We start from the raw sequence: 14,547 nt of genomic DNA, 5'->3' as shown, positions 1-14,547 counted from the left end.
CCTCCTTAACGTCTTTTTTGGGCGAAGATGTAAGTCTCCCGACTCTCAGATCGGGAACTTTTGGGCTTAAAGACTTTGACCCGATAAAAGGTCTCTTTGACCTCTCGGAGAAGATCCGGAAACTCCTGGCCTTCAAAAACTTTGACAAACAGCGCACCGGTGGGGATCAAAACCTCTTTAGCCAACTCAAAGGCCCTCCTGGCCAGGGCAATCTGCCGCAGGTGATCTGTGGTCTTGTGCCCAATGGTATTGGGAGCCATATCGCTTAAGACCACGTCGAAAGGCCCTCCCGCCATAGCAAGTAGATCTTGAGGTTCAAGGATGGTTATGTCCTCCTGCAGGGTCTTGATATTGTTTGCCTGGACCTTGGTAACGGGTTTAAGATCCACCCCGATCACCAGACCTCGTGGGCCCACCACTTCGGAGGCATATTTAAGCCACGAACCGGGAAAACACCCCAGATCAAGGACCTTGGCTCCCCTGAATAGAAGGCGAAAGCGAGCCTGGGCCTCCTTGAGTTTATAAACTGACCGAGCCGGATAGGCCTCAGCTTTGGCCTTACGAAAATAAAAATCCTGGACATTTCCCTTTTTCACAACCGGAAAATAGCCTGCCTGTTGAGCTTTGACAAGCAGATATGGGAAGAGAGACAGAGAAGGCCCTTTGGGCCAGTAGCAGGCAGAAGGGCCGTTTTTCCCGGCCCTTCTTTTAAGGTTAGGTCTGCTTTACCCTCTGCTTTATCTTTAGAAAACGGGCATTTATGGCCACAATGACCGTGCTTAAAGACATGAGGACAGCCCCCATGGCCGGAGAAAGAAGAACTCCATAGTTGTAAAGGGCACCAGCAGCCAGGGGAATGGCAAAGGCATTGTAACCAGTAGCCCAAAGGAGATTTTGGATCATCTTCTTATAAGTAGCCCGAGAAAGGTCCAAAATGGCCACCACATCTAGAGGATTACTACGGACCAGAACGATATCAGCCGTCTCTACTGCCACATCTGTGCCGGCTCCAATGGCAATACCAACATCAGCCTGGGCCAGAGCCGGGGCGTCATTTACTCCATCGCCGGTCATGGCTACGATGAGTCCGCGACTCTGAACCTCTTTGACCTTTTCAGCCTTCTCCTGAGGAAGAACTTCGGCAAAGAACTCATCAAGGCCCAGCTCTTCGGCCACCCACCGGGCCACCTGACGGTTATCACCGGTGAGCATCAGACACTTGATTCCTCGGGCCTTAAGGAGGGAAATGGCCTCCTTTGACTCTGGTCTGATAATGTCAGCCAAGGCTACAGCCCCCTTGAGTTGCCCATCTATCAAGACAAAGACCACTGTCTTTCCCTGGGCCGCCAGAGAAGAGATCTCTTCAGGGACATTCAGACCCTTTTCCCGCAGATACCCCGGACTAACCACCATGACCTCCCGGCCGGAAACCACACCCCGGGCCCCCTTTCCGGCAATGGCCTGGAACTCTTCCACCGGCAGAGTTTCGGGAGCTGAGGTCACAATACCCTGGGCGATGGGGTGTTCAGAGTGGGCCTCAACAGAGGCTGCGTATTTGAGGAGTTCCTCCCGGTCCAGGTCCTCAGAAAAAAGGACCACATCGGTGACCCCGAATCTCCCCTGGGTAAGGGTCCCTGTCTTGTCAAATATGATGGCCTGGATAAGACGGGCCCTTTCAAAGGAGGCCCGGTTTCGAATAAGAAGGCCTTCTTTGGCCGAAATGGCTGTAGAAACAGCCACCACCAAGGGGACCGCCAGACCTAGAGCGTGGGGGCAGGTAATGACCATGACGGTGACTGTCCTCTCCAAGGCAAAGGCCAGATCACGCCCCAGATAGAAATACCAAATAAAAAAGGTCACCGCGCCACCGACCAAGGCTATTATGGTCAACCATAAGGCCGCACGGTTGGCCAGATCCTGGGTCTTCGATTTGCTCTCCTGGGCCTGACGAACGAGATCAATTACCTGAGAGAGAAAAGAATCCCTTCCCGTACGGGAAATCTCCACCACCATGGAGCCTTCTCCATTGATGGCTCCACCGATAACCTTATCTCCCGGCCGTTTGCTTACCGGCTTGGATTCCCCGGTGAGCATGGCCTCGTTAACCGAGGACTCCCCCTCTACCACCACACCGTCTGCAGGAATCTTCTCCCCGGGTTTAACGAGAACCTGATCACCAGGACGAAGCCCGGAGATGGGGACATCCACTATCTGACCGCCAGGGCCAATTTTGTGGGCCTCAGAGGGCATAAGTCGGGCCAGCTCCTCCAGGGCCCTTGAGGCCCCCATGACCGACCGCATCTCTATCCAGTGCCCTAAAAGCATGATATCGATAAGAGTGGCCAGTTCCCAGAAAAAGACCTTTCCCGGCAGTCCAAAGACAACCACCGTGCTATAGACGTAGGCGGTGCTTATGGCCACGGCAATAAGGGTCATCATCCCAGGACGTAATTTGGCGAGCTCTTCAAAGAGACCTTTAAGGAAGGGATAACCGCCGTAGAAGTAAATAACTGAGGAAAGGAAAAAAAGAAGGTAGCTCTCTCCGGGAAAACGGATAAGGCCTTCGAAGCCTAAAAAACGTTGAATCATTGGGGAGAGAACCAGAACAGGAAAGGTAAGGGCCAAGCAGATCCAGAATCGCCGCCTGAAGTCAGCTACCATGTGGGCATGGTGGTCATGATGGGTGTGGGCGGCAGGGGCGCTTTCTCCATGACCAGCATGATCGCCATCCCCCGCCATCTCCTGATGGAGAGGGGGGGTGTGTTCTCTGTGAGCTAAATGATGGTTACCCGGGTCCGGATGGTGGGAGTGCACATCTTGGACTTTGTGGCCGCGTCCTTCTTCCGGACCCGGGGCCATAGGATGATGTCGGTTATTGTTTAAATGAGAATTGTGGCCATTATGTTCATCTTTGGCGGCCTTCATTGCTACCCCCTATAAGGGGCCCCCTAAAAAGGGGGCCCCCCAGACATTTAATTTTGCTGACTCATGTTATTTATTTTGTTTCTCATTTCCATCATGGATTGATGGAGTTTCTGCATCTCCTGGGGGCTGGCCTTGCCCTCCATCATCTTTGACATGCGGTCCATCTCATCGGCCATCTGTCTCATCATCTTGGACATCTCCTTCATCTGCTCCGGAGTGCATCCCTGACGCATCATCTGAGACATGTTTCCCATCATGCCGCCCCACTCCCGCATCATGTACATCATGTGTTTGTCATTCATCATGGACTTCCCGGACATCTCTGAATGCTGGCTGGCCTTGCCTTGGTGGTCACCGTCGCCATGATGCATCATCCCTCCAGAGCCACCACCCCACATGCCACCCATCTGGGCAAAGGCGGGAACAGCCAAAAGAACCGCCAAAATCAGAACACCCAAGGCTTGCTTCTTCATGGTAAATCCTCCTTCAAAAATCTTTTGTTCTAATGTTCTCTGCAAGACAAAGGCCAACAGCCAGGACAAAAGCAGGATAAGACAAAAGAGGGCCAGGGCTTTAAAAAATAGTCTGTTCTAAGGCTGATCTTTTAAAATCCAGTTGTTGGAAGACACCGAACTCTTTAAAGTTGAAGAATATTTTGCAACCGTTGAACTTTATTAGACAGACCGGCTGGAATATTAGGCGTCTTAAGGAGGCAAGAGATGGGTAAAGAATGTGAACTTCCAGAAATCGTTCCGCCGGAATCAGAGGTGGCGGAGGTGGTCCGCTCCGCCCGAACTATAGCCATAGTAGGGATGTCTCCCAAACCGGAGAGGCCCAGTCACCAGGTAGGGATTTACCTCCGGGATCAGGGCTACAGGATCATACCTGTAAACCCTGGCCAGGAGCAAATCGCCGGTCTGCCATGTTACCCGGATCTTCTTTCCATCCCTTCCGAAGAGAAGATCGACGTAGTGATCATCTTTCGTCGACCGGATCAGGTGGGTCCTATAGTAGAGGAGGCCCTTAAACGAGGGGTTAAGGCTATCTGGATGCAGGAGGGTATTGTCAACAACGAAGCCGCCCAAAAGGCCCGAGCCGCCGGGGCCTTTGTAGTCATGAATCGTTGTTTCAAGAAGGTCCACCAGGGCCTAAAGGCTGGCCAATAGTCGGCCATGGAGATTATCAAAACTGCCGTTAGACATAATCAAAACAATGTCTCCCGGTCGCACTGAGGCGACCAGATATTCTATTATAGCCTCGGTATCTGGAAAGTAATGGGCCGGGGTGCCAAGGGCCCTTACGTCCTCAGCCAGCCGAGAAGAAGAGATCCGTTCCTCCCGGGGGATCTTTTCAAGGCCCGGGGCCTCCCGGATTAGCACCAAATCGGCCCCGGCCAGGGCCCGGGGATATATATTCTGAAAGATGCGTCTCCGGCTGGTGTTGGTGCGGGGCTCAAAGACAGCAATAAGGCGTCTCTGAGGCCAAGATTCCCGAACGGCAGCTATCGTCTCTCTGACCGCCGTGGGGTGATGGGCAAAGTCATCAATAACCGTAACTCCCCGAACCTGACCACGAATCTCCTGCCTTCTCTTAACCCCGGAGAAGGTCTCCAGGGCTTGGGCCACATCCCGGACCGAAAAACCTAGAGAGGAAAGAAGGGCCAAAACTGCCGTGGCGTTTAAGGCGTTATGCTGGCCAATAAGGGGTAACCGGTATTCAATGGGGCCCAGAGGAGTCCTGACTAAAAGGATCTGCCCTCCCTCTTCCGGCCGGCGTTCAAGAAGACGAAACCTGCCGCCCTGACGACCATAACCCACCACCGTTGCCCGGGCCTTCCGGGCAATCTCGGTCACAAGAGGGGAGTCGGCCCAGTAAACCAGACAACCATCTTCGGGCAAAAGGGTGACAAATTCTGAAAAGGCCTGCACCAGGGCCTCTAGATCAGGATATATATCGGCATGATCAAACTCTACACTGGTAAGGATGGCCCCGAACGGGGCATAATGGAGAAACTTGGGTACCTTGTCAAAGAAGGCGCTGTCGTATTCGTCACCTTCGACCACAAAGAAGGGGCCTTGGCCCAGGCGAAAATTGGTCCCTAAAGAGCGGACCACCCCCCCAACAAGACCAGCAGGATCGAGCCCTAAAGACTCAAGGACATGGAGAAGAAGGGAGCTGGTGGTTGTCTTGCCGTGAGTTCCGGCCACCACCAGGGAGCGTCTTTCCGAGAGAAAAAAATGCCTTATTGCTCGGGGCATGGAAAGATAAGGAATCCTCAGGTCTAGGGCCTGCCGGGCCTCTGGATTGTCTTGCCGGATAACGTTTCCAATAATGACCAGATCAGGACGAAGATGGAGAATGTTTTCGGGACGCCAACCAGGATAGACCGGAATACCCAGCCGGGCTAAAGTCTCACTCATGGGAGGGTAGACATTGACATCAGAGCCTGTCACCTTATGACCTAAAGATTTGAGAAGGCCGGCCAGGGCCCCCATACCCGTGCCGCAGGCTCCAAGTAAATGGATCTTGAGAGACTGTTCCCTTCTGGACATGAAAGCTTCTCTTCCTTAATTTGTCGAACAAGCCTTACCCCGTCAGAAGGGTTTTTCAAGTCTTTAGATCTATAGTTTTTTATCCAGGAGTCGAAAGATCTTCTAAAAAAACAAAAGGAGGATTGGAGATGGCCAAGATCGAGAATATCTGGATGCTAACCAGAGAATATGCCGGTCTGGCTGGAGCCGGTGGTCTCAAGGATGTTGCTAAAGAGCTTTCTGAGGCCTTGGTTCGGGCTGGACACCGGGTCACAGTAATGATGCCTCGCTACGGTTTCGTGGACTACGAGGCCCTCGGATTCAAGGACATGGGGGTCTCTTTTGAGGTGGACATGAACTACGCCCACGAAGAGCGCCGCGAACAGGTGGAGCTTCTTAGCAGAGAGATAAACGGAGTCCGGATCATCCTCATTGAGGCCGACCGATACCGGGAGAAACTGGGAGTTTACACCTACACCGAAGAAGAGGAGGCCGCCGAGGGCTGGAAGAAGAAGGGAGCCGGACACTTTGACTACTTTGCAATGAACATCCTGCTCCAGAAGACAGCCGCTGAGGCCCTGATAACCTTTGATGAAAAACCAGAAATTATCCACTGCCACGATGGCCACACCGCCTGCTTTCCGGCCCTTGTCCGGGAGCTTGAGGGCTTCAGGCAATACTTTCGAGCCACAGGCACGGTAATCACTGTGCACAATGCCGGCATTGGCTACCACCAAGACGTAGCCGATCTGCCTTTTGCTAAGGCCATCACCGCCCTTCCTTGGAGAGTAATTAACGAAAACCTCTTAAACGGCTCCTTTGATCCCTTTTTGGCCGGAGCCCGTTACGGAATAATCAATACTGTCTCCGAGGAATATGCCCGAGAACTCCAGGAGACTGACCTTGACGCCCTAACTAGCTGGCTGGGGCACGCCTTAAAAGACCGGGGAATTAAGCTCGAGGGGATCACCAATGGGATCAATCCAGACGACTACGATCCCCGCCATCCAGAGCGTCTGGGGCTTCCGGCCGCCTTTGACCCTTTAAGCGGCGACCTGGAAGGCAAGAAAATCTGCCGCCAGCGGCTCATTGAGGAGCTCTCCGGAGGCCAGAGCGGTCGGGCCAGATGTCACGGAAAAATCAAAGATCGTCCGGGAGCTCCACTTATCACGGCCATAAGTCGCCTGACCGAACAAAAGGGTATAGATATCCTGGCCGAGGCCCTTAAGGGGCTTCTGGCTGAAGATCAGGACTTTCTAGTCGTCATTCTGGGTACGGGAACAAGGGAGATAGAAGACCAGCTTATATCTTTGGCCGAAAATCCAGAATATCAAGAACGCATGGCCGTTCTCATCGGTTATGATCCTAAGTTGGCCAATAAAATCTACGCTGCCGGTGATTTTTTTGTAATTCCTTCAAAATATGAACCATGTGGCCTTACTGATTATATGGCCAGCCTTATGGGAAACTTGCCCATCGTCCGGCACACTGGCGGATTGGTTAAAGTACTCGACGGAGTAACTGGTTTCGCTTATAAAGAACACTCACCGGCGGCCTTAAGCCAAACTATACGGCGGGCATTTAGAACCTTTCGCCAAGAGCCAGAGAAGATAAAAAAGATGCAACAGCAGGCCGTAAAGCACATCCTGGAGAACTACACCTGGGATAAGGTCGTCCATCGGTACCTGGAACTCTATCAGCGGGCCCGGGCCATGGCTCCAGGGGTCAGAGGATAAAGGCAAATGCGAATTGTCATTGTTGGTGCCGGCCAGGTGGGTTTTCATCTCAGCCGGCACCTTTCCTTAGAAGGCCATGACGTAGTGGTTATTGACCGCGATCCGGAACGTATCCGCCGGATCGAGCGAGAACTAAACGTCCTTCCCCTTCTGGGATCTGGGGCTTCGGCCAAAATACTGGAAGAGGCAGGCATAGATAGGGCGGATCTTTTTATCGCCGTCACCAATAGCGATGAGGTTAATCTCATATCCTGTCTCATCTCTAAGGAGTACGGGGTTAAAAGATTGGTAGCTCGGGTCCGCAATGAGGAATATCTCTCTCCGGGATCCCCCCTTAACGAAGAAAAACTCGGGATAGACCTCCTCATTAATCCCGACCGGGTGATGGCCGAGGAGATTGTCCAAATATCCCAGGTCTCTGAGGCCTTTGAGGTGGTGGAGTTCGTCAGGGGGCGGGTGGCCCTGTTGGGCTACCAGGTCAAGGAAGACAACCCCGTCTGCGGTCTCAGCCTGGCCGAACTTAAGGGTCTGCGGGGAATATACGACTTTGTTGTGGTGGCTATTGTCCGCGATGGGCAGACCATTATTCCCCGAGGTCAGGATGTTATTCGTCCTGAAGATAAGATCTACGTAGTGGTTAGAAAAAGCGACATCGCAGCCATTGAATATCTTCTTAACTTCACCAGTCGGGCCCCCAAATTGGTCTTCATCATTGGTGGTGGCCGGGTAGGGTTCCTGGTGGCCCGACAAATGGAGGCTAAACATATTGATGTCCGCCTGGTGGAGACCAATCGGGAACGCTGTGAAGAGCTTTCTGAGAGGCTAAGCCAGAGTATCATTCTAAATTTTGACGGTCTTGACGCCCAGGAACTTATCGAGGAGGGGATTGATCAGGCCGATCTGGTCATCGCCGTCACCGACTCCGATACCACCAATATCCTGGCCAGCCTGCTGGCCAAGCACCATGGGGCCAGAAAATGTATTACCCGGATCGATCGACCAGATTTCATTCCCCTTCTGGGTAAGCTGGGTATAGACATAGCCCTGTCTCCCCGACTGGTGGTCGCCAGCCAAATCCTGCGTTTTGTTCGTCGGGGAGCTATTCTTTCCGTGGCTACCCTTCTGGGTTCTGAGGCCGAAGTGGTAGAGATTGTCGTTCCCCCCAGCAAACGTTTTCAGCAGGGGGTGGCCCTTAAAGACCTACCCTTCCCCTCAGGGGCCATTGTGGGCGCTGTAACCAGGGGAAGCGAGGTCATTATCCCTTCTGGAGAAACTATCCTTAAGCCCGGTGACGATTTGGTAATTTTCTCCTTGCGGGAGGCCGTCTCCGGAATCGAGAAGATCTTTGCTCCCGAATAGTAATGAAGCCAGGGGCTGTAAGCTACGTTCTGGGGTGGTTCTTTATCTTCTTCTCTGGGGCCCTTTTGTTGCCTGGGGCAATAGCCATCGGTTTCAGAGAGTATTCCTCTCTGTGGGTCTTTGGGACCTCAGCCGCCATCTCTAGTCTTACCGGGGCCTTACTTGTCCGCTATCTGGGAGAAAAAGAAGATCTTGGACATCGAGATGGATTCGCCATTGTGGTCTTTGGCTGGCTGGGAGCCAGTCTCTTGGGAGCTTTACCGTATGTCTTCTCCGGCACAATGGGCTTTATTGACGCCTTTTTTGAGTCGGTCTCCGGGTTTACAACCACGGGCTCTACCGTACTCTCCAGCATTGAACCCCTGCCCAAAAGCCTTCTCTTCTGGCGTTCTCTTACCCAGTGGCTGGGAGGAATGGGGATCATTATTCTTTCTTTGGCTATCTTGCCTGTTCTTGGTGTCGGAGGGATGCAACTCTACCAGGCCGAAATGCCCGGCCCCACCAAGGATCGGCTTGCCCCCAGAATCCAAGACACGGCCCGCATTCTCTGGGGAGTCTATATTTTCTTCACCCTCCTTGAGACCCTCCTTCTTGTAGGCGGGGGGCTTTCAGTTTATGAGGCCCTCTGTCATTCCTTTACCACCATGGCCACCGGAGGGTTTTCCACCCGAACGGCCTCTGTGGCCGCCTTTAACAGCGCCTATGTGGACTATGTCATCACCTTCTTTATGTTCGTGGCCGGTATCAATTTTACCCTCCACTACCGCTTTCTCACCGGCCGTTTGAACGCCTTCTGGAGGAGTGAAGAATTTCGATTTTATCTTTGGGTCGGGTTGGGAGCCACCGTTATCTGTACGGTCTTCACCATCATTTACGGTATCTATGACGACCCTCTAACCGCTGTCCGATTTGGAGCCTTTCAGGTCTGGTCAATCATGACTACCACTGGTTTTGGCACTGCGGATTTTGATCTCTGGCCCCCGGTCTGCAAACTGCTTTTGCTCTCTCTCATGTTCCTTGGGGGCTGCGCTGGCTCCACTGGCGGAGGTATCAAACAGATCCGCCTGGTGGTTTTTCTCAAGTTTATGAGGGTCCAGCTCCAGCGCCTCATCCATCCCCGGGCCGTGGGGACCATTAAGATAGACAACCACCGGGTGGACCATGAGGTTCTTCAAGGAGTACTGGGATTTCTGGCTCTTTATATGACCGTCTTTGTCGTAGCCAGCCTCATTGTCACTGCTCAGGGAGTGGACCTCATAACCGGCACCTCAGCAGTGATCGCCACCCTAAACAACATTGGCCCCGGACTGGCCAAAGTTGGCCCTACCCAACACTTTGCCCATCTTCCGGCCCTCTCCAAGGTGGTTTTATCCTTCTGTATGTTGGCTGGGAGGCTGGAGCTTTATACTATGGCGGTGCTCCTAAGCCCTGCTTACTGGCAAGGAATGAGATTCTCAAGACGTCAGAGGCAGGAATCATAGCCGGCCTCCTTAAGAAGAGCTGTAAGGTTGCGACATCTTTCGTCAAAGGTCTCCTCTTCAAAGAGAGGCCGACAACGGGAGAGTCTCTCGGCCCGTTGGCTCAGTTTGGCGGCAAAGGCCATACAGCTGGGATAACCACAGGCCCGACAGTAGCGCCCCTTTATGGGCCCGGGGAGCAAGCGAATAATCTCTACCGTAGAGACTTCATACCCCCTAGTCTCCCGGGGAGTAATTTTATCCCGCTGGGATTCCACATAAGCGATTGTGCGCAAAAGATATTCCATGGCCCGAGAGAGGGTCTCTTCGTCTTTTACCTGGGCCAGCTTAATCTCCTCGGGAAGAATACTCACCAGGGCCCCCTCGAAGTTAAAGACCAGGGAAGGAATATCTGGGTCATAGAGGGCGCCGGGGATAACAGCATTAAGAAGGGGAAGGAGTCTGGTGTAGGCCCTATCTAAGGCCACCTCAGCGCGGAGGAGTTTAGGATCAGCCTGGCATGGACCGGTCTTAAGGAGCCGCCAGCTCAAGAACCCCCTCCCTGGCCAAAAGCTTTAGCAACGCCCGGTAAGTCTCCTCTGGTCGGGTATCTGCCCCGACAGGTATTTTTAGAATCTTGGCCCGCTCTCGATAGTAATCCAGCAAGGGATGGGTACGGGCCAAATAGGTCTTGTATTTCTGAAAGATGAGAGACTGCGTATCATCATCGCGTCCCTCACGGTCGCCCCCGACGTTACTCTCCAACCGCCGACAGACAACTTCAAGATTGGCCTCAAGGAGACAGATGAACTTCACCTCAATCAGATCCTCCATGGCCTGGGCCTGACCAATATGACGCGGAAGACCGTTTAAGACAAGAAGGTCAGCAGGACGGGGCTGAACCCGGACCAAGAAGGCCTCAAAAATACGGGCGGCCAGGGGCCAATCCTTGTCTTCAAGGAGCCGGCCCTGAAATAGGACCTCACGAACAAAGGCCCGCTCGGCCTCCGAAAAACCAGGGGCTCCATTAGCCACCTGGCGTAGCTCATGGCCGAAGTCAAAGTGGTGACAGGCCCGACCGGCTAATCCCCTCCGGGACAAAAGACTCCCGAGGGGGCTTTTACCGGCCCCGGTGGGTCCCAAAATAAGTAGGGACTCAAGGCGTCTAGTCAAAGAGGGCCTCCACAAAGGCTTGAGGATCAAAAGGCTGAAGATCGTCCATCTTTTCCCCTACCCCAATAAAACGGATTGGCAGACCGAAATCATGGCAAATACCGACGATGACTCCCCCCTTTGCCGTACCGTCAAGTTTGGTCAGGACGATACCCGTGACCTCCAGGGCCTCATGGAAGAGTTTTGTCTGATTTATGGCGTTCTGCCCCACGGTGGCGTCCAGGACCAGCCAGATATCATGAGGGGCCCCCGGAAGGCGTTTACCAATGACCCGTTTGATCTTCTTGAGCTCTTCCATGAGATTAACCTTGGTATGAAGACGGCCCGCCGTATCAATAAGAACCACATCGACCCCTCTCTTCATAGCGGCCTCAATGCCATCGTAGGCTACTGCTGAAGGATCAGCCCCTGGCTGATGGCGGATCACCGGCAGATCCAGACGCTCTCCCCAGGTCTCAAGTTGTTCGATGGCGGCAGCCCGGAAAGTATCAGCGGCCACCAGAAGGACTTTCAGCCCTTGGGATTTAAGATAATGGGCTAACTTAGCAATGGTGGTGGTCTTTCCCACCCCATTGACCCCCACTACCAAAACCACATGGGGTTTGGTTTGACCGGGAAAAGGAGGCGCCTCTTTAAGCAGGATCTCTTTTATTCGCTCTTTTATAAACCCCTTGAGGGCCTCAGGCTGAGAAAGTTCCTTCCGGGATACCTGTTGGCGGATATCCTCCAGGATTTCTTCAGTAGTGGAGACGCCGAGATCAGCCGTAATGAGGATCTCCTCCAATTCTTCAAGGAGATCCTCGTCTATCTCTTTGCGCCCCAAAAAGAGACTGTCCATCCGGCGGACAAGGCCCTCTCGAGTTTTGCTCAGGCGCTCTTTTAGGCGGCCCAGCAGGTTCACCGGACTAGAAGCCTCAATCTCCTTGGGAGAAGAGTTAACCTCAGCAGCTCCCTCCTCTTTGCCCAGTCGTTTGAACCACTTGAACATAAACACCTCTTGGGGTAAGAACTCAGTTTGTTCCATCAAGATTTATCCTGTCTCTAGTTTAACTTCAAGGAAGGCCTATGGAAATCAACCTGGAGCTGGTCCCCAAAGAAAGGCGCAAACCCAAACCGGATCCCAAGACTTTAGGCTTTGGTCGTTACTTTACGGACCACATGTTTATCATGGATTATGACCGCGACCGGGGATGGCATAATCCCCGGATATGTCCGTACCAGCCCCTGGTACTCGACCCTGCGGCTATTGTCCTTCACTATGCCCAGACCATCTTTGAGGGGCTTAAGGCCTATTTAGGTGTTGATGGCCGGGTAAGACTTTTTCGCCCCAAGGACAATATGGCTCGTATGAATCGCTCGGCCCGGCGGATGGTCATGCCGGAGATAAATGAAACCTTTGCTCTTGAGGCCCTTATCGAGCTTGTTCGCCTTGAAAGAGAGTGGATCCCCTCCGAACGGGGGGCTTCGCTTTATATCCGCCCCACCATGATTGGCACCCAGGCCACCCTGGGGGTCAAACCCAGCTGTAGTTATTACTATTACGTTATCCTTTCTCCAGTAGGGGCCTACTATGCCGAGGGATTCAATCCGGTAAAAATATACGTTACGGATCGCTATGTCCGGGCCGTACCCGGAGGAGTAGGAGATGTCAAAACAGGAGGCAACTACGCCGCCAGCCTTATGGCCTCTGAGGAGGCTAAGGCCAAAGGTTTTACTCAGGTCCTCTGGTTAGACGCTAAAGAACGTCGTTTTGTTGAAGAAGTGGGGACTATGAACATCTTCTTTTATTTTGAAGATGAGCTGGTAACCCCGGAGCTCACCGGCAGTATCCTGCCGGGAATTACCAGAGATTCGGTAATTAAGCTAGCCAGAGACTGGGGAATCCCGGTTGCCGAAAGGCGTATCAGCATAGAGGAAGTCATTGAAGGTATTGCTACCGGTCGCCTCAAGGAGTGTTTCGGTACCGGTACGGCGGCCGTTATCTCCCCCGTTGGCCTCCTCCGCTATCAGGACCAGGAGTATGTCATAAACGGCGGTCAGACAGGGCCGCTCGCCCAGAGGCTATTTAATGAACTTACTGCCTACCAGTACGGCGAAAAAGAAGACCCCTATGGCTGGATAAAGATCATTGATTAAGGGCCTTGGTGGCGGCCACGGTAGGCATAGCCGATAGGAGCTCGTCTTCGATCTGGCTGAGAGGACGAATCCGGATCTCAGGCATCCTGGATATTTCTGGAATCATTCGGGAGAGGCCTTCCTCACCTTCCAACAGGAAGACCTTCACCGCCTCCTCTAACCCCCTGACATTGTCCGAGAAGCGATGTTCACGCAGGGCCCTCTCGGCTCGCCCTCCCATTGCCTGATAAGAGAATCCGTAGAAGGCTGCATAAATCTCCAGAAAATATTCTATAAGGGGGCCAATATCCTGCAAACGTTCCTGAAGAGGAGGAAGATAAAAATGGAGGCTTTCCAGACGGAAGAACAACTGGGGAAAGACGCGGCCGGAGCTGATAATGGCCTCACGATCCCAGATACTGGTGGTGATCAGGCGAATATCAGCCATCTCTGAGGCCCGAGAGCCAAGGGGGGTGAATTTACCGGATTCAAGGACCCTTAGAAGGGCCTTTTGCAGGTCGGGGCAGAGATACTCAATATTCTTAATAAGAAGGGTTCCTCCCTGAGCCATTTTCAGCCGGGCTGGTAAGGCCCGACGCTGTCCTTTAAAGCCTCCTCTTACGGCCCCCAGAAGGGCTGTTGCCTGAAGTGTAGGGGGAAGATTGCGGGGATCAAAGATCACAAAGGGGCCATCGGCCCGATCCGAATAGGCATGAAGAAACCGGGCCAGAAGGGTCTTTCCGGTGCCTGGTGCCCCCTCAATAAAAATGGGCAGTTCGGCCTTGGCCGCGGCGGGTAAGAACTTCTTGATGCTCATCATCGCCGGACTGCGCCCTACCAGGGCCAGAAGACGTCGGTCTGGACCTACACTTAATTTAGCCTTAAGAAGGCGCTCTATGCTTAAGAGAAGCTGGTGCGGGAAAAAGGGGCGTCTGAGGTTTACAGGATGGATGTTTTTAAATTCCCAGTGGTGGCCCCGGGGACGCCGGGAAATATTGATGATGGGTACCCGACCTTGCCCTTCAAACAGGGAATCCAGGAAACGTAGATCTTGACTACGGGCCTCAAGGGTGACCATAAGATCCGGTCTTTTCCATTCTTTGGTCCCAGAGAAGGCCTCAAGGCCCCAGCCCTCCAGGAGCTGACAGACAAACTCCCGAAAATTTGCCTCTGGAGAAAGAACCAAGACCCGCATTTTCTCTCCTTAAAGACAAGGTTCGGTAAATAGCTGATAATCCTCAAGTAGCAATC

General features: G+C 53.1%; 13 protein-coding genes. 5 read left to right on the top strand and 8 right to left on the bottom strand.

The features are described from left to right. Positions 1 to 5 precede the first annotated feature (5 nt). The 3 genes from G4V39_RS00375 to G4V39_RS00365 form a co-directional block, all read right to left on the bottom strand. Entirely contained in the window at positions 6 to 596 is a 591-nt protein-coding gene (locus tag G4V39_RS00375) for an RlmE family RNA methyltransferase (RefSeq protein ID WP_166031036.1), read from the bottom strand. Between the two features lie 118 nt (positions 597 to 714). Then, complete coding sequence (locus tag G4V39_RS00370; protein WP_374058492.1) at positions 715 to 2,859, bottom strand: heavy metal translocating P-type ATPase; 2,145 nt, start codon at positions 2,857 to 2,859, stop codon at positions 715 to 717. A gap of 113 nt (positions 2,860 to 2,972) precedes the next feature. Next, positions 2,973 to 3,398 carry a hypothetical protein gene (locus G4V39_RS00365; RefSeq protein WP_166031035.1) on the bottom strand — a complete coding sequence of 142 codons (426 nt, stop codon included), beginning with the start codon at positions 3,396 to 3,398 and terminating at the stop codon, positions 2,973 to 2,975. Positions 3,399 to 3,644: 246 nt separating this feature from the next. Between G4V39_RS00365 and G4V39_RS00360 the strand changes: the two genes are divergently transcribed. Then, a complete protein-coding gene (locus G4V39_RS00360; RefSeq protein WP_166031034.1) occupies positions 3,645 to 4,091 on the top strand; it encodes a CoA-binding protein in 447 nt (148 codons plus the stop codon). On the opposite strand, the gene murC is transcribed toward G4V39_RS00360, so the two are convergent. Next, complete coding sequence (gene murC, locus G4V39_RS00355; RefSeq protein ID WP_166031033.1) at positions 4,074 to 5,477, bottom strand: UDP-N-acetylmuramate--L-alanine ligase; 1,404 nt, start codon at positions 5,475 to 5,477, stop codon at positions 4,074 to 4,076. The genes G4V39_RS00360 and murC overlap by 18 nt on opposite strands. A gap of 128 nt (positions 5,478 to 5,605) precedes the next feature. Between murC and G4V39_RS00350 the strand changes: the two genes are divergently transcribed. From G4V39_RS00350 to G4V39_RS00340, 3 genes are read left to right on the top strand one after another with little or no spacing between them, the layout of a single operon-like run. Continuing rightward, positions 5,606 to 7,192 carry a glycogen synthase gene (locus G4V39_RS00350; RefSeq protein WP_166031032.1) on the top strand — a complete coding sequence of 529 codons (1,587 nt, stop codon included), beginning with the start codon at positions 5,606 to 5,608 and terminating at the stop codon, positions 7,190 to 7,192. 6 nt (positions 7,193 to 7,198) lie between these two features. Further along, positions 7,199 to 8,551, top strand: a complete 1,353-nt coding sequence (gene trkA, locus G4V39_RS00345; protein ID WP_166031031.1) for a Trk system potassium transporter TrkA — start codon at positions 7,199 to 7,201, stop codon at positions 8,549 to 8,551. Between the two features lie 2 nt (positions 8,552 to 8,553). Beyond that, positions 8,554 to 10,032 (top strand): TrkH family potassium uptake protein, encoded by a 1,479-nt coding sequence (locus tag G4V39_RS00340; protein WP_166031030.1) that lies wholly within the window; start codon positions 8,554 to 8,556, stop codon positions 10,030 to 10,032. Here G4V39_RS00340 and G4V39_RS00335 read toward each other — a convergent pair. From G4V39_RS00335 to ftsY, 3 genes are read right to left on the bottom strand one after another with little or no spacing between them, the layout of a single operon-like run. Next, positions 10,014 to 10,559, bottom strand: a complete 546-nt coding sequence (locus tag G4V39_RS00335) for a (Fe-S)-binding protein (RefSeq protein ID WP_166031029.1) — start codon at positions 10,557 to 10,559, stop codon at positions 10,014 to 10,016. The two genes, G4V39_RS00340 and G4V39_RS00335, sit on opposite strands and share 19 nt — an antisense overlap. Further along, entirely contained in the window at positions 10,540 to 11,181 is a 642-nt protein-coding gene (locus G4V39_RS00330; protein ID WP_166031028.1) for an adenylate kinase family protein, read from the bottom strand. The genes G4V39_RS00335 and G4V39_RS00330 overlap by 20 nt, the downstream gene beginning before the upstream one ends. Continuing rightward, positions 11,174 to 12,169, bottom strand: coding sequence for a signal recognition particle-docking protein FtsY (gene ftsY / locus G4V39_RS00325; RefSeq protein WP_166031027.1), 996 nt, complete (start codon positions 12,167 to 12,169; stop codon positions 11,174 to 11,176). The genes G4V39_RS00330 and ftsY overlap by 8 nt, the downstream gene beginning before the upstream one ends. Positions 12,170 to 12,246: 77 nt before the next feature. Between ftsY and G4V39_RS00320 the strand changes: the two genes are divergently transcribed. Next, positions 12,247 to 13,317, top strand: a complete 1,071-nt coding sequence (locus G4V39_RS00320) for a branched-chain amino acid aminotransferase (protein ID WP_166031026.1) — start codon at positions 12,247 to 12,249, stop codon at positions 13,315 to 13,317. Here the strand turns inward: G4V39_RS00320 and G4V39_RS00315 are convergent. Continuing rightward, positions 13,307 to 14,491, bottom strand: a complete 1,185-nt coding sequence (locus G4V39_RS00315) for a sigma-54-dependent transcriptional regulator (protein WP_166031025.1) — start codon at positions 14,489 to 14,491, stop codon at positions 13,307 to 13,309. The two genes, G4V39_RS00320 and G4V39_RS00315, sit on opposite strands and share 11 nt — an antisense overlap. Positions 14,492 to 14,547 lie beyond the last annotated feature (56 nt).

The sequence above is a fragment of the Thermosulfuriphilus ammonigenes genome (assembly GCF_011207455.1).
Lineage (GTDB): Bacteria > Desulfobacterota > Thermodesulfobacteria > Thermodesulfobacteriales > ST65 > Thermosulfuriphilus > Thermosulfuriphilus ammonigenes.
The sequence above is the reverse complement of the archived record's forward strand: the minus strand, read 5'-3'. Positions and strand labels throughout refer to the sequence as shown.